General features: G+C 30.5%; 18 protein-coding genes and 1 tRNA gene. 8 read left to right on the top strand and 11 right to left on the bottom strand.

All coding sequences use genetic code 11. The features are described from left to right. Positions 1-31 precede the first annotated feature (31 nt). Positions 32-3,655, bottom strand: a complete 3,624-nt coding sequence (locus KO504_RS09750; RefSeq protein ID WP_215926382.1) for a DUF4175 family protein — start codon at positions 3,653-3,655, stop codon at positions 32-34. A gap of 224 nt (positions 3,656-3,879) precedes the next feature. Between KO504_RS09750 and gltX the strand changes: the two genes are divergently transcribed. Beyond that, positions 3,880-5,394, top strand: coding sequence for a glutamate--tRNA ligase (gltX, locus tag KO504_RS09745; protein WP_215926380.1), 1,515 nt, complete (start codon positions 3,880-3,882; stop codon positions 5,392-5,394). Between the two features lie 46 nt (positions 5,395-5,440). Here the strand turns inward: gltX and KO504_RS09740 are convergent, their stop codons facing one another. After that, the gene (locus tag KO504_RS09740) at positions 5,441-6,118 is read right to left on the bottom strand and encodes a hypothetical protein (RefSeq protein ID WP_215926378.1); all 678 of its coding nucleotides are present in this window, start codon (positions 6,116-6,118) and stop codon (positions 5,441-5,443) included. A gap of 86 nt (positions 6,119-6,204) precedes the next feature. Between KO504_RS09740 and KO504_RS09735 the strand changes: the two genes are divergently transcribed. Continuing rightward, positions 6,205-7,140, top strand: a complete 936-nt coding sequence (locus KO504_RS09735) for an SPFH domain-containing protein (RefSeq protein WP_215926376.1) — start codon at positions 6,205-6,207, stop codon at positions 7,138-7,140. Next, complete coding sequence (locus KO504_RS09730; RefSeq protein WP_215926374.1) at positions 7,133-7,648, top strand: hypothetical protein; 516 nt, start codon at positions 7,133-7,135, stop codon at positions 7,646-7,648. Before KO504_RS09735 ends, KO504_RS09730 begins: the two co-directional genes overlap by 8 nt. Positions 7,649-7,712: 64 nt before the next feature. On the opposite strand, the gene KO504_RS09725 is transcribed toward KO504_RS09730, so the two are convergent. The 3 genes from KO504_RS09725 to KO504_RS09715 form a co-directional block, all read right to left on the bottom strand. Then, the gene (locus tag KO504_RS09725; RefSeq protein WP_215926372.1) at positions 7,713-8,201 is read right to left on the bottom strand and encodes a DUF1761 domain-containing protein; all 489 of its coding nucleotides are present in this window, start codon (positions 8,199-8,201) and stop codon (positions 7,713-7,715) included. Between the two features lie 93 nt (positions 8,202-8,294). Continuing rightward, positions 8,295-8,507 (bottom strand): hypothetical protein, encoded by a 213-nt coding sequence (locus KO504_RS09720; RefSeq protein WP_252723660.1) that lies wholly within the window; start codon positions 8,505-8,507, stop codon positions 8,295-8,297. Between the two features lie 60 nt (positions 8,508-8,567). Beyond that, positions 8,568-10,577: a glutamine--tRNA ligase/YqeY domain fusion protein gene (locus KO504_RS09715; RefSeq protein ID WP_215926370.1), complete on the bottom strand. Its 2,010-nt coding sequence runs from the start codon at positions 10,575-10,577 to the stop codon at positions 8,568-8,570. 156 nt (positions 10,578-10,733) lie between these two features. On the opposite strand from KO504_RS09715, the gene KO504_RS09710 reads away from it, so the two are divergent. From KO504_RS09710 to KO504_RS09700, 3 genes are all read left to right on the top strand, one after another. After that, complete coding sequence (locus KO504_RS09710) at positions 10,734-10,934, top strand: zinc ribbon domain-containing protein (protein WP_215926368.1); 201 nt, start codon at positions 10,734-10,736, stop codon at positions 10,932-10,934. A gap of 51 nt (positions 10,935-10,985) precedes the next feature. After that, on the top strand, positions 10,986-11,363 hold the full coding sequence (gene folB, locus KO504_RS09705) for a dihydroneopterin aldolase (protein WP_215926366.1): 378 nt from the start codon (positions 10,986-10,988) through the stop codon (positions 11,361-11,363). 78 nt (positions 11,364-11,441) lie between these two features. After that, positions 11,442-11,512 (top strand) — tRNA-Cys (locus KO504_RS09700). 263 nt (positions 11,513-11,775) lie between these two features. Here the strand turns inward: KO504_RS09700 and KO504_RS09695 are convergent. The 6 genes from KO504_RS09695 to rnr all read right to left on the bottom strand — a co-directional run bounded on the left by KO504_RS09695 (position 11,776) and on the right by rnr (position 16,539). After that, positions 11,776-12,144 (bottom strand): hypothetical protein, encoded by a 369-nt coding sequence (locus tag KO504_RS09695; protein ID WP_215926364.1) that lies wholly within the window; start codon positions 12,142-12,144, stop codon positions 11,776-11,778. Positions 12,145-12,250: 106 nt separating this feature from the next. Beyond that, a complete protein-coding gene (locus KO504_RS09690) occupies positions 12,251-12,934 on the bottom strand; it encodes a LysE family translocator (protein WP_215926363.1) in 684 nt (227 codons plus the stop codon). A gap of 43 nt (positions 12,935-12,977) precedes the next feature. Then, entirely contained in the window at positions 12,978-13,649 is a 672-nt protein-coding gene (locus KO504_RS09685; protein ID WP_215926362.1) for a head GIN domain-containing protein, read from the bottom strand. Between the two features lie 8 nt (positions 13,650-13,657). Beyond that, complete coding sequence (locus tag KO504_RS09680; protein WP_215926360.1) at positions 13,658-13,894, bottom strand: hypothetical protein; 237 nt, start codon at positions 13,892-13,894, stop codon at positions 13,658-13,660. Further along, positions 13,894-14,220: a YbjQ family protein gene (locus KO504_RS09675; RefSeq protein ID WP_215926358.1), complete on the bottom strand. Its 327-nt coding sequence runs from the start codon at positions 14,218-14,220 to the stop codon at positions 13,894-13,896. The genes KO504_RS09680 and KO504_RS09675 overlap by 1 nt, the downstream gene beginning before the upstream one ends. A gap of 72 nt (positions 14,221-14,292) precedes the next feature. Further along, entirely contained in the window at positions 14,293-16,539 is a 2,247-nt protein-coding gene (rnr, locus tag KO504_RS09670) for a ribonuclease R (protein WP_215926356.1), read from the bottom strand. Positions 16,540-17,879: 1,340 nt separating this feature from the next. Here rnr and KO504_RS09665 point away from each other — a divergent pair. Both KO504_RS09665 and KO504_RS09660 read left to right on the top strand, forming a co-directional pair. Then, entirely contained in the window at positions 17,880-19,310 is a 1,431-nt protein-coding gene (locus KO504_RS09665; protein WP_215926354.1) for a T9SS type A sorting domain-containing protein, read from the top strand. A 200-nt stretch (positions 19,311-19,510) separates the two neighbouring features. Next, the coding region (locus KO504_RS09660; RefSeq protein WP_215926352.1) for a SprB repeat-containing protein at positions 19,511-20,658 on the top strand (1,148 nt) is incomplete at its 3' end.

Raw genomic sequence — 20,658 nt, 5'->3', positions numbered from 1 at the left:
ATTGAAAATTACAGGAAAGCATTAAATCATATTATTCAGTATCCTTCTTAAAATACTCTCTGATTTTTTTCTTAAAATGATTTTGCAAAGGTAATGCTTGACGATTTAACATTTCAGTAGTATTAAAATATTGTTTTGCCGTTGGAATTTGACTTGGATTATTTTGATTGAATTCTTCTTTATTTGTTTCAGATTTACGTTTGGTATCTTGACCTTGCATAAACGTTGCATTCTCCATTTTTAATAATTGGTGTTGTACATCCATCATTTTTTGAAGCGTCTGTCTTGTAAACCCTGTATTCAATAAATCGAGTTCAATATCTTCCATTTGCTTGATTAATTGTCCTGCAGATTCAATTTTTCCTTCCTTGGCTAATTTATCTTCTAAAGCCTGTCGTAATAACTGTTGTTTTTGATAAATTTTAAATAGTTCGCCATTTTGTTCTTCACTTCCTCCTTCACCATAACCGTCGTTTTTCTCCCCTTCTCCATCACCATCTGTACCATCACCTCCATTTTTACCGTTTTTTCCACCTTTTCCACCTTTTCCATCTTTACCATTCTCGCCACCTTCTTTTTGTCCACTTTGGTTACCTTCTCCTTTTTGCTGACCATTTTCTCCGGCTTTACCACCTTTACCACCTTTTCCTTGCTCTTGGCCGCTTTGTCCATTCTCTCCACTCTTTCCATCTTGTCCTTCTTTTCCAGCTTTACCTTGTTCCCCTGGTTTTTCTCCTTCTCCCTCTTTTCCTTCTTTACCATCTTTACCAGGTTTTTCTCCTTCTTTTCCTTCCTCTCCCTCTTTACCTTCTTCACCTTTCTTTACGCCTTCTTCCATTTCTTTATTAATCTCTTCCTGAGATTTAATGATATCTGGTAATTGTGAATCCCCTTCTCCTTGTCCAGCTGACGGATTCATTTCCATTTCCATATCATCTAAAACATCACTCAAAAAGCTCGCTAATTCATTGGTAGAAGTTACTGCGTATTGCTGTGCACCAACACCTGAGTATAATCTATTTTCTGAAAGTTGATCTAAGGCTTTATCAATATTAAAATAAACCTCAGTAATTTGTGAATTGACTTTTTCAGATATTTTAGGCTGTCTTAATGATAAAGCAAATAAACTATCGTCTATATGTTCAAAATGCTCTCTTAAATTACTTTGCTCAATAATGTACTTTCCGTAGTTATTATTATTAATACCAATACTCTCAAAAGTTTCCATAAGAGCCTCTTGATCAAACGAATAAAGTAAAAGATTCTCTAATATTTGACGTAATGCATCTGCATCTTCAGACGCTTGATCACCACCTCCTCCACCTCCAGCAGCTGCCATTTTTAGCATTTCGCTCATTTCTTTCATCTTCTTAGCAGCTTTCTTTTGCTTGTCTTTAGCTTTGTTTTGCTGCTCTTGAGCTTCTTTTTCTTGCGCTTTAGATTCGCTTTCTTCTTTCTTATTTAATGCTTCTTTGGCTTCTTTTTGGTCAAATTTAATTTCATCTTCTAAAAACTCATCTCTAGCAATCTTCATTGGTTTTTGAAGTTGTCTATCTTCACGCTTTAAATCTTCTAAATCTTTTTGAAGTTTATCAAACTCCTCATTCAATTTTTCTTGAGCTTCTTTTGTGTTTTCTTTATCCTTTTCAGATAATTTTTCTTGCTTTTCAGATAGTTTTTCTAACGCACTAGAAACCTTTTCAGCTTTCTTCATCACATAAAAACGCTTGGTTAATTCCAATAGCTGTTTCATGCTACGCTTCTTATTTTTGTTTTGCTTTGCTAATTCTTCAAGCTTTTGTGTAAATTCTTCTTTATTAATTTTATCCTTTAATTTTTCAAGCTCTTTAAGTAATTCTTCGTCTTTCTTTAATTGTTCTTCATTCTCTTTTAAACGTTCCTTTAAATCTTCTTTAAACTGGTCGTCTTTCTTTTCGTCCTTTTGAAATTCTTCTAAATTATCTTGTAGTTTTTTGTTGAAATTTTTCATCAACTGTTCCTGATTTTTCTGACGTTTAAGAAACTCTTCAAATTTCTTTTTGTCATTAAAATTGAGGCTTTCTTTTTCCTTTTGCGTTTTAGATAATTCTTCGAGCTTTTTATCTTGTTCTTTAAGTTTATCAAAGGTTTTACTAATATCTTTTATGGTTTCATTTTGCTCATTGAGTTGTTTCTCTTCTTCTTCGTCTTTGGTCAATTTTCTATAACTAAACACCGAACTTTTTGTACGTTTATAATTATGAAGAGCATCGTTATCAAAGACTTCAAAATACAATTGGTAACTTACACCATCTTCTAGATTGAATTGGTTTGGAAATGCACTGACAAATTCACTATAATTAGATTTTGAAATGTTAATTGGTTCTACTACTTTTTTAGATTCATCCTCAGAAGGATAATACACCAATTGTAGTTTGGTTAAACCGTAATCATCGCTTGCTTGTCCGTAGAAATACAAACTTTGTTGGTCTATTGAGTCTTTTTGAACCTTAATTTTCATCTCTGGATAAACATCCTTGATAACATTAATATTATAAGCTAAATTCTCGTAATCTTTTAAATCATCGTTACTAGTTGTGATGCTGTAATTATAGTTTTTATAAAGGAGTTTTGAGGCTTCAAAATTTCCTTTTTCGCTTGGTTTAAAACTCAGAGTATCTTCTGCATAAATTTGAACTCCTGTGGTTGATTTTGTTTTTGCTCTCCAAATCACATTTGTACCTTCTGGAATTACAGCAGAACCTGTACTTTTTAAAACCTCATCTTGTTTTTTAGTATGTGCAGGATAATCTAAAACCATTTCAAAATTGACCAGATTTGGTGTTTTAACTACATTTAGCTTATAAGGCTTTGATGTTACTTCATTTGCTGATAAGGTAAACTCAACAGCTTCTTTAGGTAAATTGAATGTGTATTGAAATTCGCCAGCTCCAACTTGCTGTAAAAAGTACGATTGACCGTTGAATTGGATTTGTGCATTCTCAGGAATTACATTTCCTACGGTTGAAATATTCAGCTTAAAATCTTTATTTTCAATGGCTTGTAAGGATTCGTTCAATACAAAAAACTGAAAAGGTGCTGGTGGCTCATAAGCCGTTTGGTAATTCACAACCCGCTCATAACTATCACTAAACCAATTGATTTTTCCTGTTACAAAGGATAATAATAGAATTGCAATAGGTATGGCTGCGTATTTTAAATATTTTGTATTCGATTTAAAGTTAATCGCAGATTTAAAAGGAATGGGTTGTAACTCTTGAGACTTCTGTTCTATGCTTGCTAATAGTAAATCGGATTGTTGTGGGCTTTGATTAAGTTGAAGTACGTTTAGTAATTTATCATTCACTTCAGGAAAATGATTTCCTATGAGTTTCGAAGCCGTTTCAAAATTAATGCCTTGTCTTAACTTAAATAAATGTGACAGCGGAATAGCTATGAATTTTACGAAGAGTGCTAATTCTACTGCGATGAATGTCCAGAATAATACGGTTCTTGCAGTTGGATTTAGCCAAAGTACGTATTCTACAAAAAGCGTAATTATGAGGTATAACAAACCAATGGCGAAAAATAAGATAGCGCCTTTTAATAATTCATTGGTGTAGTACCTTTTAATGAATTGCTCTAGTTTTTGTTTTATGGTTTCGAAATTGCTCATTTAGATTTTGGCTATTGGGTTTTAGCTATTAACTGTTGGCTTAAAACTCATTACTATCTTTAACTGACTAAACTACAAATTTATTTTAATCGAAATTAGTTGAAAAGTGATAAGATTCTGTTAATATAGAAGAATTAACGCTTAAATACGGTAAAACTTAACAACTGCTTATTTTCTTTGTTCTAAAATTCTATCAAACTATCTTTGCGCTTTAATATACAATTATGTCTAAAAAAGTACGTGTGCGTTTTGCACCAAGTCCAACAGGACCATTACATATTGGTGGTGTAAGAACCGCTTTATTCAACTATTTATTTGCCAAAAAATATGGTGGTGATTTTGTTCTTAGAATTGAAGATACAGACCAAAACCGTTATGTTGAAGGCGCTGAAGATTATATCATTAAATCTTTAGATTGGTGTGGAATGCCTTTTGACGAAGGTCCAGGAAAAAACGAAAAATTTGGTCCTTACAGACAAAGTGAACGCAAGCATTTGTACAAACAATATGCTGACGATTTAATCGCAAGCGGAAACGCTTATTATGCTTTTGACACCGCAGAACAATTAGATGCAGAACGCAAAGGTCATGAAGCCGAAGGTAAAACGTTTATCTACAACTGGCATAACCGTGAAAAAGGACGCTTAGTAAATTCTTTAGTCTTAACGGAAGCAGAAACTAAAGCGAAAATTGAAGCTGGTGATGATTATGTGATTCGTTTTAAATCGCCTCAAGATGAAACCTTACAGCTTACAGATATTATTCGTGGAAACATGAAAATTGATACCAATGTTTTAGATGATAAAGTGTTGTTTAAAAGTGATGGTATGCCAACTTATCACCTAGCGAATATTGTAGATGACCATTTAATGGAAATTACGCATGTGATTCGTGGTGAAGAATGGTTACCTTCATTAGCATTACATCAATTATTATATAATGCCTTTGGTTGGGATGCTCCTGAATTTGCACATTTGCCATTGATTTTAAAACCAACAGGAAAAGGAAAATTAAGCAAACGAGATGGTGATAAGATGGGCTTTCCAGTATTTCCATTAGAATATACAGCAACAGACGGAACGGTTTCTAGAGGTTACAAAGAAGATGGTTATTTTCCAGAAGCTGTGATTAATTTCTTAGCCTTTTTAGGATGGAATCCAGGAACAGAACAGGAAATTTTTAGTCTAGAGCAATTGGTTGCTGATTTTGATTTAGCGAGAGTAAATAAAGCTGGTGCACGTTTTGATCCAGATAAAACCAAATGGTTTAATCATCAGTATATGCAACAACAGCTCGATTTAGATTTGGCTAAAACGTTTAAAGCTAGACAACCTGAATTAGCTGACATTGATGTGAATTACATTGCATTGACTGTAGGATTAATAAAAGAACGAGCAACGTTTGTTAGTGATTTTTGGGACTTAAGTCACTTCTTTTTTACCGCTCCAACAGCTTACGACGAGAAAGCCTCTAAAAAAGCACTTAAAGAAGGAACCGCTGACATTATGACTAAAGTTATTGAGCTTGTTAATGTCACTGAAGATTTTACTGTTGAAAACCTTCAAACGAACATTAAAGGTTGGATTACAGACAACGACATAGGTTTTGGTAAAGTAATGATGCCCTTAAGACTTGCTCTTGTTGGTGCATTACAAGGACCAGATGTTTTTGATATTATGTATCTGATTGGTAAAGCTGAAACGGTTAAGCGTATTGAAGCTTTGGTAAAAAGCATCTAAAAACAACTTCGATACGTCGTTTTGTTATAACACATTTTAAAAAAGTTTAAAAGGTAATCATAGCTGTTAAAGCTAATAGCGACTGGTTACCTTTAAATTTTTTGTTCGTTCCAATATCAAGATCTTGCTTGTTTAAATTACCTAACATATTGGTAAAACCATACATATACTGCGCTCTAATCAATAAACGTCTTACTCCTAAAGATAAACCAACAGCTCCATTAACATTAAAGTTTGAAATATCTCTTATATCTTCAGTTAATAAATTGTTATAGCCTTTAATAAAATATCCTTCTTTAGCTTCATCTTTAAGCTCTAACTCACTATTGTATTGTAACATAGGACCAACATCTAAGGTTAAATTATTACTTATAAGTTTTATATGAAATAAAAACGAAATGTTAGCAACAAATAGTTTGTACTCAACAAATTCTTCAGTTAAGTTTCCTAATGCTGACGCTTTAATATCTACATAATTTTCAGATAATTGAATGTTATAGCTCACATTATACCATCGATGCGGAATATCTACAGATGCTGACATTCCACCTATATAACCTGAATTTTTTTTAGTTTCAAAATTATCAGTTTGAATATCAAATTGGGTAATTCCACCTTGTAAACCAATGCCATTTTGAATTTTATAATTTTTGCGCTGAGCAAAACTATTTGTAACAAATGTTAAACAAATAAGTACTAATAAGAGAGATTGTATGTTTTTCATGCTATTTTTAAAGCTGATAGAGGCAAACCTAAGTAAAATAATTTACTTTTAGAGTCTCGTATTGTTTAACCTTAAAAAAACGTGCTATGGGTCAATTTATTTTCGTTCCAATTATATTCTTTGGACTTATCATTTTAGTTTCATCATTTTTTGTGGTGAAACAACAAACAGCAGCCATTATAGAGCGTTTTGGTAAATTTCACAGTATTAGACATTCTGGATTAAAACTTAAAATTCCGTTAGTAGATAAAATTGCTGGAAAATTAAGTTTAAAGATTCAACAATTAGATGTTATTATTGAGACTAAAACTTTGGATGATGTATTTGTAAAACTAAAAGTTTCTGTGCAATACAAAGTTGTAACGGAAAGTGTTTATGATGCTTTTTATAAACTCGATTATCCACATGAACAGATTACGAGTTATGTCTTTGATGTGGTACGTGCTGAAGTACCAAAAATGAAATTAGATGATGTCTTTGTTAAAAAAGATGATATTGCATTAGCGGTAAAAGCAGAATTAAATGATGCAATGATGGACTATGGGTTTGACATTATTAGAACTTTAGTTACCGATATTGATCCTGATCCACAAGTAAAAATAGCAATGAATCGTATTAATGCTGCCGATAGAGAAAAAACTGCTGCACAATATGAAGGTGATGCGCAACGTATTTTAATTGTAGAAAAAGCAAAAGCAGAAGCTGAAAGCAAGCGATTACAAGGTCAAGGTATTGCAGACCAGCGTCGTGAAATTGCTCGAGGATTAGAAGAATCTGTAGATGTTTTAAATAGAGTTGGTATTAACTCACAAGAAGCTTCTGCACTAATTGTTGTTACCCAACATTACGATACATTACAAGCTATTGGACAAGAAACCAATAGTAATTTAATATTATTACCTAATTCACCACAAGCAGGAAGTCAGATGCTAAACGATATGGTGGCTAGTTTTACCGCAAGTAATCAGATTGGTGAAGCTATGAAAGCTAAAAAATTAAACAAAAAAAATGATAATGAATAAATTAAAAAAATTAATGCTATTGGTTGTAATAGCAACAAGTGTAAATGTGTTTTCACAAACAAAAGCAGATGCTCTAAAGGATGCTAAAACAACTTCAAAAGCCACATTAGAGATGGATTTTGAAACGCTTCTCAATTATACACTTCCTTCTGTGTTAGATATGATGGGAGGAAAAGATGCTGCTTTACAAGTTTTAAAAACAACTTTTGATGGTATGAAAGCACAAGGTTTTGTGTTTGAAAAAGCTGATATCATTAGTGTTTCTGAAATTGTAAAAGAACAAGATCAATTTCGTTGTGTCGTTGAAGGTTATAATCAGATGAAAATGTCTGAACAACGTATTTCTTCTAAAAGCTATCTTTTAGGAATTTATAATGATGCTGATAAACATTGGTGGTTTATTGAAGCAAAGCAACTTAAAAATAAGGCTTTAGCAGATAATATATTACCAAATTTTGAAACAGCACTAGACATCCCAGAAGATGATGTAAAAGTTGAAAAACTCTAAATAGAATATTATAGCATAAAAAAACCTCTAAAATTATATTTAGAGGTTTTTTTATATTCACATATTACATACCGCAAATAATACTTCCCATAACTGCTAACGTTACAATCCAGTAACCAGAATTTATAAAAATATATTTTGCGCTTTTACGCTCAAATAAAGCGATAGTTCCTATAATTGGAAGTGCACCTAGTATTCCAAACATAGCTCCATGTAATGCACCATGCTTAAACGTTCTAAATGTGTCTCCATAATCGGCCATAAACGCTTCAAAAGATGGTTTTGCTAATTCTGGCTCTGCTCCTACCATACTTAAAGCTCCCCATTGATGATTAGTAAATTGCATTAATAAAAAACTCAACATAGTAGCAAAAACTAGTGTTAAGCCAAAAATAATTGCAATATTTCCACTTTTTATACGCTCTTCTGTCATTCCAGATTCTCGCATCCAAGCGATTCCGAATCCAAATTTTGGGTTATACCATAAAGCACCTACAAATAAAGCAGCTACTGCTGCAATTGGAATAGCGATTGGGTTAATTGGTAATTCCATGAATTTTAGTGTGTTAGTTAGAATTTAAATGTACAAAAAACCTCATAAGTTTGACTTATGAGGTTTCTAATTAAGTTAAAATAATATAAAGTGCTAATGCCCTTCTTCTTTATATTTATCTCGAATTTCTTTTAATTCATTTAAATAATTTTTCAAATCTTCTTCATTGATACTTGCTGTACCATTAGCCCCTTGAGGCAATGTACTTCTAGTTTCATCTAAATGTTTTTGAAGTTCAGGATAATTGTCTTCAATGTCTCTTGTAACTGTTGAAAGTTCTGTAAGTAATTTTTGTGATATATTCATAATTATATGGTATATCCCTAAATTTATGAACATTAAGACAAAATATCTCTCAAAAAATTGTTAAATTTCAGAAGCTTCAGCAACTAACACCTCATTTTTATCCGCTTTAGCCTTCTCAATAAACTCGTTAATTGCATCATTTCGCTCTAAGCCATTTTTAAGCAACTCTTTTAACGCAATTAAAACTGCTATACGAGTACCTGCTTTTTTTACTGCAGTGCCAAATAAAGGCTCTAAATCATCGTAAGAAACATCTTTAGCTAGCTCTTGTATTTCAGATTTAACTTTTAACTGCTTTTCTTCAGATAAATTGGTATATTTTTTTCCAAACTGTTGAATAACACTAATTGCTGAACGTTTTTGTTGTTGCGGTTTTGCTTTATTCTGATTTTGATTATTCTGAGGTTTTGGTTTTTGCTTTGCCCAACTATCTCTTAATCCTACAGTTTTATTGAATACCAATTTTTCAGGTGTAGAATCATCATCCACATTAAAATAACCTAAACGCTGAAACTGAAACTGTTCTCCTACTTCAACTGTTGCTAAACTTGGTTCTAAATAACCTGTTTTAATGGTTAAAGATTTCGGATTTATAAATTCCATAAAATCTTTGTCTTTATCACTATCAGGAGATTCATGACTAAACAAACGATCATACTCTCTAATTTCGGCTATAATAGCATGCTTTATAGACACCCAATGTAAGGTTCCTTTAACCTTTTTAGATGTATCTTCATCATAGGTACAATGCACTTCAAGAATAGCTCCATTTTGATCTTTTACCACATCATTCGCTTTAATGATATAAGCATTTTTTAATCGGACTTCTCCTCCAAGTTTTAACCTAAAATACTTGTTTCCGGCTTCTTCTTTAAAATCGTCTCGTTCTATATAAACTTCTCTAGAAAATGGTACTTTTCTATAGCCTGCTGAATCATCTTCTTGATTATTTTCAGCTTCTAACCATTCCTCTTTATCTTCAGGATAATTAGTGATCACTACTTTTATAGGATCTAAAACCGCCATTACACGATTGGCTGTTTTATTTAAATCTTCGCGAATACAGAATTCTAAAAGCGAGACATCAATGACATTTTCGCGTTTAGCTACACCAACTTTTTCTATAAATTTTCTAATAGAATTTGGTGTATAACCTCTGCGACGTAAACCTGAAATCGTAGGCATTCGCGGATCATCCCAACCAGACACAATACCTTCTTCTACTAATTTAAGTAATTTACGCTTACTCATTATAGTATAACTAAGATTAAGACGTGCAAATTCGCGTTGTTTAGGTAACATTGGAAGCATATCTGAAGCATAGTTATAGATATGCTCTTTAAACCAGTTATAAAGTTCTCTATGTGGCTTAAATTCTAAAGAACACAAACTGTGAGATACTTGCTCTATATAATCGCTTTCTCCATGTGTCCAATCGTACATAGGATAAATACACCAATCATTACCTGTACGGTGATGATGTTTCTTTAAAACACGATACATAATAGGATCACGCATTAACATGTTAGGATGTTGCATGTCTATTTTTGCACGTAGGATATGTGCACCTTCTTCAAACTCACCATTTTTCATGCGTTCAAAAAGGTCTAAATTTTCTTCAACAGAACGATTTCTGTATGGACCATCTACACCAGGTTGTGTTGGTGTCCCTTTTTGTTCTGCCATAGCTTCAGACGACTGGCTATCTACATAGGCCTTTCCATCTTTAATTAATTGTACAGCCCAATCGTATAATTGTTGAAAATAATCTGAAGAATACAATTCATTTTCCCATTGATAACCTAACCAAGCGACATCCTTTTTAATAGCATCTACATATTCTTGTTCTTCTTTGGCAGGATTGGTATCATCGAACCTTAAATTTACAGGTGCGTTGTACTTCTCTCCTAACCCAAAACTAATACCAATAGCTTTGGTATGACCAATGTGTAAATACCCATTTGGCTCTGGTGGAAAACGAAAGCGCAATTTATCTTTTGACAAACCGTTGGCTAAATCTTCTTCTATAATATGCTCAATAAAATTGAGTGACTTTGTTTCTTCTGACATTATTTTAGGTGTTAGCTGTTAGGTATTAGCTGTTAGGTAAAATCCTTATACAGCTACAATTCTCAACATCATTATTCCAGGTGGTAAAATTAAACAAATTGTAACATTTATTTACTTTTTTAGACTGATACTATGAATCAATAATTGAATATTAAAATGAATTATAAATGTCCAAAATGCAATAATAACACTTGTACAGTTGATCAGATGAGAGCTACTGGTGGTATGTTTTCTAAAATCTTTGATATTCAAAACAAAAAATTTACATCTGTTACTTGTAAAAAGTGCACGTATACTGAATTCTATAAAGCTAAAACTGGTGCATTGAGTAACATTTTTGATTTGTTTACGAATTAGAAAAGCGTAAAGACTGCTTCGCTCTATTATCTTTTATATTATTTTTGCTTTATGGGAATTATAAAAGTTGAAAATATAAGAGTATTTGCTAATCATGGCTGTTTAAAAGAAGAAACCGCTATTGGTAGTGATTACAGAGTAGATATTGAAGTAAAGGCTAATTTACAAACCTCCGCAGCATCTGATGAATTGAATGATACTGTAGATTATGTATTACTGAATAAAATTGTGAGGGAAGAAATGGCTAAACCATCTAAGCTTTTAGAAACGGTTGCCAAGCGTATTTTGAATCGTGTTTTTAATGAAGAAGCATTAATTACCAAAGCTACAATTGCCGTTAGTAAAATAAATCCTCCGATAGGTGGTGACGTTGAGATGGTTACCATAAAAATGAGTCAAAAGCGAAAAAAGCAAACCTATTTAGGCTAAAACATATATAATTTTTATATTTGCGCTCTCGTTAAATCAAATTTAAATTGACGAGATTCCTTTTTCAAAGGAAAAAAGGGTGTCGTGGCCGAGTGGCTAGGCAGTGGTCTGCAACACCATCTACAGCGGTTCGAATCCGCTCGACACCTCAAAAAGCTTCTAAGTTATCTTAGAGGCTTTTTTTATTTTTTAAATTTTAAGAAAATTTAGATTAATAGATATGCGGTTCGAATCCTAACGTTTTAATGACCTCAAAAAGCTTTCTATTTTTGTTAAGGCTTTTTTATCTTTCAAATTTTAAGAAAATTTAGATTAATAGTTACACGGCTCGAATCCTAACGCTTTAGTAATCTCAAAAAATATTCTATTTACATTGAGGCTTTTTTATTTTCAAACTTTAAGAAATTTTAGATTAATGGTTACAAGATTTGAAACTTATAGGTTTATAAAAGTGAAAATTAATAAAAGCGTAATTATAAACAGTTTGATTTTTATCAAAATGAACATTATCAAAATTGATAGTTTTATGAATATGAATGGTATCTGTTGGATATTTTTTGTCTCCAAATCTATATTCAATAAGACTATACCTTTCACTCTTTGCTTTATCAAATTTAACGATGGCATTTTTAAGAGAAAATATAGAATCTTTACCGTTGGTTAATTCACTAATGAGTTCTGAAAAGGCTAATTCTTTTAATTCACTAGTACTATTAGTAGTTTGAGCGCTAATACTAAAAAAGGAAAGTAAGAAAAATACCAGCAGTAGTCTATATGTCATTCTATAACTTATTTTAAATATAAATACAATGGTGTTGAATTTACTAATAATATTATAAAATAACTTTAGTACTTATTTTATACCTCAATAAAATTTATAGAAATGCTTAATCTATAGGATTAACCTTTTCAATTTGTTCCATACTTTTTTCATAAAGCTCTGGAAATAAGCCTTGACTTAGAAGTATAATACCAAAAATTAAAATAATTAGAGATACAATTTTTTTAGTCTTAAAAATACGTCTAGGTGTTAATTTACTTTTTAAACGTTTTGCAGCTGCAATCTTAAAAAGATCTGCTAAAAAATAAGACACTAACATAGTTACAATAAATATGGTAACTCCATTATCTGAAGTTGTAATAGATGTCCCAATAACAATAAAACCTAACCAACCTAACAGTACACCAATATTAATAAAATTGAGCAGAAAACCTTTAATAAAGAGCTTACCATAATCTTTCTTGGGAAGTACAATTTTGTGATGTTCTCTAACTATAGATCGGAATGATTTTGAAGTTTTTACAAAACTAATGAGTCCGTAAATAACTAATAAAGTTCCTCCAAAAACCAATAATTTTGGATCGTCTTTTATTTTATCTAAAAGGGTATCTGTACTTTTAAAAATAACGAGGATAAAAACAATATCTGCAAAAATAACACCAAGATCAAATACAATAGCGCTTCTAAACCCCTTAGTAACACTGGTTTCTAATAAAACAAAAAACACAGGACCAATGGTAAAGGCTAAGATTATTCCGAAGGGAATGGCTGTTAAGATATCGTCTAACATGTAAAACTTACGGTTTACACAAATGTAAGAAACTCAACTGATATTACATACGTTTTATTCGACCTCCAAGTATAGTGCTTTCATCAACTTGTTTGGGTTTACCATAAATATATATATTTCCACCTGCTTTAATTCTAGCATTTACAAATTCTGTAGCATGCACATAAGCTTCACCAGCAGCATTAATACTGACTTCTGTATTTTCGGTAATTAAATCTTCGCCATTAAACACTCCACCAGTATAAATTGAAATATCTTGATGTTTTGAATATCCAGAAACATTAATAACTCCACCTGTAACCGCTCTTAAATTGGTATATGTAGTTTTTAATTCGGCTGTAATCTCTGCTCCTTCTTGTACTCTTAAATCGAGTTCGTATTGCTTAATTGGTGCTTTTACAGTGACTTTTGCACCTTCATTAGCATCAATTTCATCTACTTCAGTAAAATAAAGTAATACAACGGTATCATTACCGTCGTAACTTTCTCTTAGATTCATTCTTATCTTAAGTTTACCATTATTGTTAATAATCTCAACATCTTTTCTATTTTTACCAGAAATCACCACTTTATTTTCATCAGATTCAATCATTTTAAGATGAATTAAATCAAATACTTTAACGGTTGAAAATTCTCCTATTTGTTTTTCTATAGATTCTTGGGCATTACTATGCATGGTTAATACCAATGCTATGGATAAGATGATGTATTTCATATTTAATTTTATTTTAAGACAATGATCTTTTTACTAAATAACCATTTGAGTTGAATCTGGTCTCCAGATTGCTTTTTTATCACCCGTCTTTGAGGTGTTAATATTACAGTAATCACAGCAGATGCCACTGCTAAAACCATTTGATTAATATCTGGAAAAATTGCTTGAATGCTAAATCTTACAATAACATAAATAACGGCAAATATTAAAAAAACGTATAGACCTGCTTTTGTAGATGTTTTCATTATATGGCAACTTTTACTGCTGTTCCTGTAATTGAAACAATTAATGTATTTGTAGTTGCGAGTGTTTCAATATCAATTTGAACACCTACAACAGCATTAGCACCTAAAGCTTTAGCATTATCTTGAAGTTTTTGAAATGCTTCTTCCTTAACATGTTCTAATCCTTTAGCATAGGCTTCATAGTATTTTTGGGAACTAAACATATCCTTAAAAGACATATTTTTTCCTTTATAGGAATGTGTAGAATTAAAAGAAATACCAGTAACTATACCTAAATAATCTATAATGTTATGGTTTTCTATGGAATTAGTGGTTGTAAGAATCATAGTATAAAGTTTTTATTATAAGTATTGCTTTTAGTAAAAATGTTACAGATTGCTTCATACCTTGAAATAACCTTATTCTTCACTAGTTTCAGGTTTTCCAACCATATAAAAATCGAGATGCTTTTTAGTTAAATCTGCATTTTTAACTTTTACAATTACTTCATCTCCGAGTTGATACATGGTTTTTGATTTATTACCAATCATAGCATATTGGTCTTGGTCAAATTGGTAGTGATCATCTTTCATATCTCTTACACTCACCATACCTTCACATTTATTAGAAATAATTTCAATATAAATTCCCCAATCTGTTACCCCAGAAATTACACCTAAAAACTCTTCGTTTTCATGATCTTGCATAAAACGAATTTGCATGTATTTTATAGAATCGCGTTCTGCTTTTGTAGCTAAATATTCCATATTACTAGAATGTTTACAACGTTCTTCGTAAATTTCTTCGTTAGCAGATTTTTCGCCATCCAAATACTGTTGTAATAAACGATGTGCCATGACATCTGGATAACGACGAATTGGCGATGTAAAATGACTGTAATAATCGAATGCCAAACCGTAATGACCAATGTTATGTGTGGTATATTCGGCTTTAGACATGGTTCTTATAGTAAGTGTATCGACTAAATTTTGTTCTTTTTTACCAACAACATCTTTTAGTAAGTTATTTAAAGATGATGCAATACTTCCTTTATCTTTAAAATTTAATTTATGTCCAAAACGTGCTACAACTGTTTGAAGCTGAGCTAATTTTGATTCATCTGGCTCATCATGCACACGATACACAAAGGTTTTCTTTTGTTTTCCAACAAATTCTGACACCTTTCTGTTCGCTAATAACATGAACTCTTCAATCATTTTATTAGCATCCTTACTGGTCTTAAAAAATACTCCTACTGGATTTGCTTCTTCATCTAAATCGAATTTTACTTCGACCTTATCAAAAGAAATAGCACCATCTCGCATACGTGCATTTCGCATTTTACGTGCCAGTTGATTCATTTTAATTGTAGCTTGAGCTACTTCTACAGAAGTTTGGTATTCTTCTCCAGTTAACGATACTTCTGCCGGAATAGTTGTATCAATTTTTTCTTTGTGTTTTAATACATCAACTTCATTAATTGTTGCATTATTTTCAATAATAGCTTGTGCCTCTTCGTATGCAAAACGTGCATCAGAGTAAGTTACGGTTCTACCAAACCATTCGTTTTTAATTTCGCATTTATCATTCATTTGAAACACTGCAGAAAAGGTATATTTTTCTTCATGTGGACGTAATGAACAAGCGCCATTAGATAAAACTTCTGGCAACATAGGCACTACGCGATCTACTAAATAAATAGAGGTTGCACGCTCGTAAGCTTCATCATCTAAAACCGTTCCTGGTTGTAAATAGTGTGAAACGTCTGCAATATGTATTCCTATCTCATATAAGCCATTATCTAAAACTTTAAAGGATAAGGCATCATCAAAATCTTTAGCGTCCTTAGGATCTATGGTAAAGGTTAAATCTTTACGCATGTCTCGACGTTTGGCAATTTCTTCTGGTTTAATTTCTAAATCAATATTGTTAGCGTAAGCTTCCACTTCATGAGGGAATTCTAATGGTAAACCATATTCTGCCATAATAGAATTAATCTCAGTACCATGTTCACCTGGTTTACCAAGTACTTCAATTACTTTACCGTTTGGTGAATCTGCTTTTTCTGGCCAATCTTCTAATGATACTAAGACTTTATCACCATCTTCGGCTTTATTTATTTTATTAATAGGTACAAAAATATCGGTGTACATTTTATTGCTATCTGCTACAACAAAGGCAAAATTCTTTTTATCATGAATTTGAATGGTACCAACATATTCTGTTTTTGCACGCTTTATAATATTGGTAATTTCTCCTTCTTGTTTTCCTCTATGCTTTCTTTTGTAGGCGTAAAATTCTACTTCATCTCCATTTAAAGCTTTGTTAATATTGTTTGAAGCAATAAAGATATCTTCTTCAAAATCATCGCAAATAATATAACCGTTTCCTTTAGCTGCTAAATCTAAAATACCTGTATGATATTCTGTATTTACTATGGCTTTAAATTTGCCACGTTCTACTTCTTCAATCTCTTGTTTTGCTTTAAGTTGTTGAAGTTTCTTTATAATTTGGTTGCGACTACTAGCATCATTAACGCCTAGTTTAGCTGCAATTTGTTTATAGTTAAAAGTTGAGTTTCTTTCTTTTTTTAAAATACTAAGAATTGTATTTGTAAGGTTGGAAATCTTATTATGTGAAGATTTCCTGTGTTTCTTTTTTGTCATTTAATTTGTAATCATATTCATTTCCTATAAGTGATAGGAATTCTAATTTAAAACTTAATTAAGGCGAAGAGAGGTTATTAAGTTTGCTACAAAGTTACGTTTTAATTTTTTAATGATGTTTATAGAACGTTAAATTAATGGAAAAGCACTGTAAATTTCACAGAGTTTTGTTTTAAAAGCATAGTATTAAAACTAGTCTATAATCAACTTTTTATCGCCTTTTTCTTTAGGTAGTTTCTATTTCTACTGCATATAAACCAGAAGTTTATTTTTAACGTATTTAGTAAACACTTTTAAATAGCGATAATTTAAACGTTTGAAATTTATTTTTCAAAACAAGAAAATCTAAGAAGTATAAATCTATTAGATGTTTAATTCTAATAATTAGTCATTATTGCTAAAAAACGATGTTATCAACATATATATACATATTATCATTTTTTTTTTAAAATTTAAAAAATAAAATAATGGTTATTATAGTCTGTTAATAGCTAGTATAACTTTTTGAAGTTTTATTTTGATTAATCGTAATTTACATTTTACAACATTTTAGTTAACACTAAGTTTACATCTAAACGCTTCATTTTTAAGCTAAATTAAAAAGCTATTAACAACTGTTAATAACGAATGTTAATAGAAATGACTGATATATTTATTTTAAAATCTTGTTCATTTCACTACAAATGATGTTTAATAACTTCGGCGAAAAAAACAACTAACTTATTTGGTTATCTCATCTCTATTTTTGTTTGAAAAAATTAATGAATAAACCTAATTTTAGTTTTAAAGACTTGTGAACACTTATTAACAAGTTATAAGATATGTTATCATAACTATTAACAAACCTAAATACTAGATAATGTTTTTAAGTGGTATTTAATAGATTAAGTTTAGAATAGAACTTTATATACTTATATAATGAGTAGCATTATTAATAGATCCAAGTAATTTAGATGCTAGTAATTAAATTATTCTTTAAAATTTAACAGAATTAATCACTTTATATGTTTCGTGAAAATGAGTTCTAATAACTTCAAATACCATTATTTCTACAAGCTATAAAAAGTAAGATTTATAGCTACTAAATAGTATTGCTAAAAAAGGAATTTCTAGAAGATAATTAGTAAAAATCCAATAAAAATTTAATTATTCTTTAAAATTTTAAATCTCTTTAACATACTATACGCTAGTAGTTTACTAGCTATAAAATACAAAAATTATCGATTTGATGTTTTTTTTTGCTTAAAAAATCGATGAAAAACTAATTTGATACAAAATAGAAAAACTTGATATATCATTGTACCAAATTCCAAATTTATTAATTTATAAAACCTACAATTATGAAACTAAAATTATTTTATTTATCGTTTTTATTTAGCGTATTATTTTTTAACTTTTCTAATGCTCAACAAACATATCTTCCAGATGATGTTTTTGAACAATATTTAATCGATGAAGGTTATGATACCGTATTAGATAATTATGTTTTAACAGCTAATATTGCTAACATAGATACAGTAAACTTATATGATAAAAACGTTACAGACTTAACAGGTATAGAAGATTTTGCAGCGTTAACTAATTTAAACATTTCTAGTACTTTAGTACTTAATATAGATGTAAGTGCAAATACAGCATTAACTACTTTAAATATCTATGATACTTCAATAAGTAATTTAGATGTTAGTAATAATTCTGCATTAATTAATTTATATGCAGATAATACACTTTTAAATAGTTTAGATGTAAGTGCAAATACAGCATTAACTACTTTGTTTATTACTAATACAGAAATTAATAGTTTAGATGTAAGTAATAATACGTCTTTAGAGGTTTTAGGTGTTTCTGATACTCCAATAATTAGTTTAGATTTAAGTCATAATACGTCTTTAACTTATTTATCTATTTACAATACATTAATAAGTAGTTTAGATGTTAGTAATAATAGTGTTTTAACAACTTTAAAAACTACAAGCACTGATAACTTATATTGTATTACTGTAGCAGATGAAGCAGCAGCAAATGCAGGTACAGGAATTTATTTACAATGGGAAAAAGATGAAGCTTGTAATTATAGTGAAAGCTGTAGTCTTACTTATGTACCAGATAATGTTTTTGAACAGTATTTAATTGATCAAGGTTATGACGTAGCACCAATAGATAATTATGTACCTACAGCTAATATAAAGCATGTAAATTCAGTAGATTTAAATAATACTGGTGTAGCTGATTTAACAGGTATTGAAGATTTTGTAGAACTAACTGTTTTAGATGTTTCTTTTACTTCGGTAACTAATGTAAACGTAAGTAATAATATAGCATTAACTGACTTATTTGTTAATAACACTTTAATTAGTGATTTAAATGTAAGTTTAAATACAAATTTAAATATTTTAAATGCCTTAAATACTCCAAATTTAGATTGTATTACTGTAGCAAATGAAGCAGATGCAACTTCAGTTTCTGGTATTTATGTTAATTGGCAAAAAGATGCAATTTGTAGTTATAGAGAAAACTGTAGTGCTCCATTAAGTGATATAGAATTTGATGCTACTAAAGTATTTGTTGGACCAAATCCAATAAAAGATCAATTACAAATTAAACTTAATAATACTGATGTTCTAAACGACGTAAGTATATACAATATTTCAGGAAAATTAATTTTAAAATCTACAAGTACTCATATTGCAACAAGTCATTTAGTATCTGGTATGTACTTGGTAAGAATTATAACGGATAAAGGTAGTTTTACAAGAAAATTAATAAAATAGTAAAATCACGCTATTAATAATATACTTAAAAAACCTTGAGACCATGTCTCAAGGTTTTTTTTTACAGTATTAACTAATAGTAATATACAGCTTTCTATTATTTCAGAACAAAAAAATAGTATTTCAGAACATTTTTTTTGAATTATGTAAAATAATATGTGTTTTTGTTTGAGTTATTAAACCTTAAATCTTATTATTTTATGAAACACATTTACCTATTTATTTATTTATTATTATGTTACAATATTGCATTTACCCAATGTAATAATGAAAATGATGTAATACCAGAATACCTTTCAAATGAAGGAATTGCGGGACAATCTTTTGTTGCTAATTGTTCAGGAAGACTAACTAATTTAGATATTAAATGGTTCAATCCTAATACTATTAATTATTCTATAAGAGTACTTAAAGGAGAGGGATTAAATGGACCACAAGTTGGAAGTACATTAACAGGACTTCAGGTTAATGGAACGGGAGATTGGTATAATTTTTCTGATTTTATTTCTAATGATTTGACCTCAAATAGTATTCCTCTTATTGAAGGTCAAACCTATACTTTTTTGATTGAGACAGATATTGGTGGTGTAGGTACTACTCATCATAATCCAGCTTCAACTACTGATGGAATTTTTTATTACGATATTCCAGGTTATGTTGGTTCTTTTGATTTTTCAGATATTGTTTATCTAATGGAAACAAATTCAGATCCAGTAATAACTAATGTTACCAGTACTAATACTGATGGTACATATACTTTAGGAGATGTTGTAGATGTAATAGTAACTTTTAATGAAGTAGTTAATGTAAATACATCGGGTGGTTTACCAGAATTATTATTAGAAACAGGAATTATTGACCAAAGTGCTAGTTATATTTCTGGTACAGGAACTAATCAATTAACATTTAGATATAATGTTCAGAATGGTGATAGTACTACAGATTTAGACTACGCTTCAAATTTTGCTTTAAATTTAAATGGTGCTTCTATAAAAGATATAGAAAATAATGATGCTGTTCTTTCATTACCTGTAACAGGTACGCCTGGTTCATTAGGTGCAAATCATGATATTGTGATTAATTGTAACATTACACTAAGTGCAATAGTACAATCTAATGTATTATGTAATGGAGGTTCTGATGGATCAATAGATTTAACGGTAAGCGGAGGAATAGCACCTTATAATTATATTTGGAGTAATTCAGCAACAACAGAAGATATGGCGGGACTTTTTTCAGGTACATATAATGTAGTTGTCACAGATGCCAATGGATGTACAGCGAATACTTCTGTAACGGTTACCGAACCAACGATGCTAACAGCCAGTGCTATGGTTAGCTCAAGTTA

The sequence above is a fragment of the Winogradskyella psychrotolerans genome, assembly GCF_018860565.1.
GTDB lineage: Bacteria > Bacteroidota > Bacteroidia > Flavobacteriales > Flavobacteriaceae > Winogradskyella > Winogradskyella damuponensis.
The sequence above is the reverse complement of the archived record's forward strand: the minus strand, read 5'-3'. Positions and strand labels throughout refer to the sequence as shown.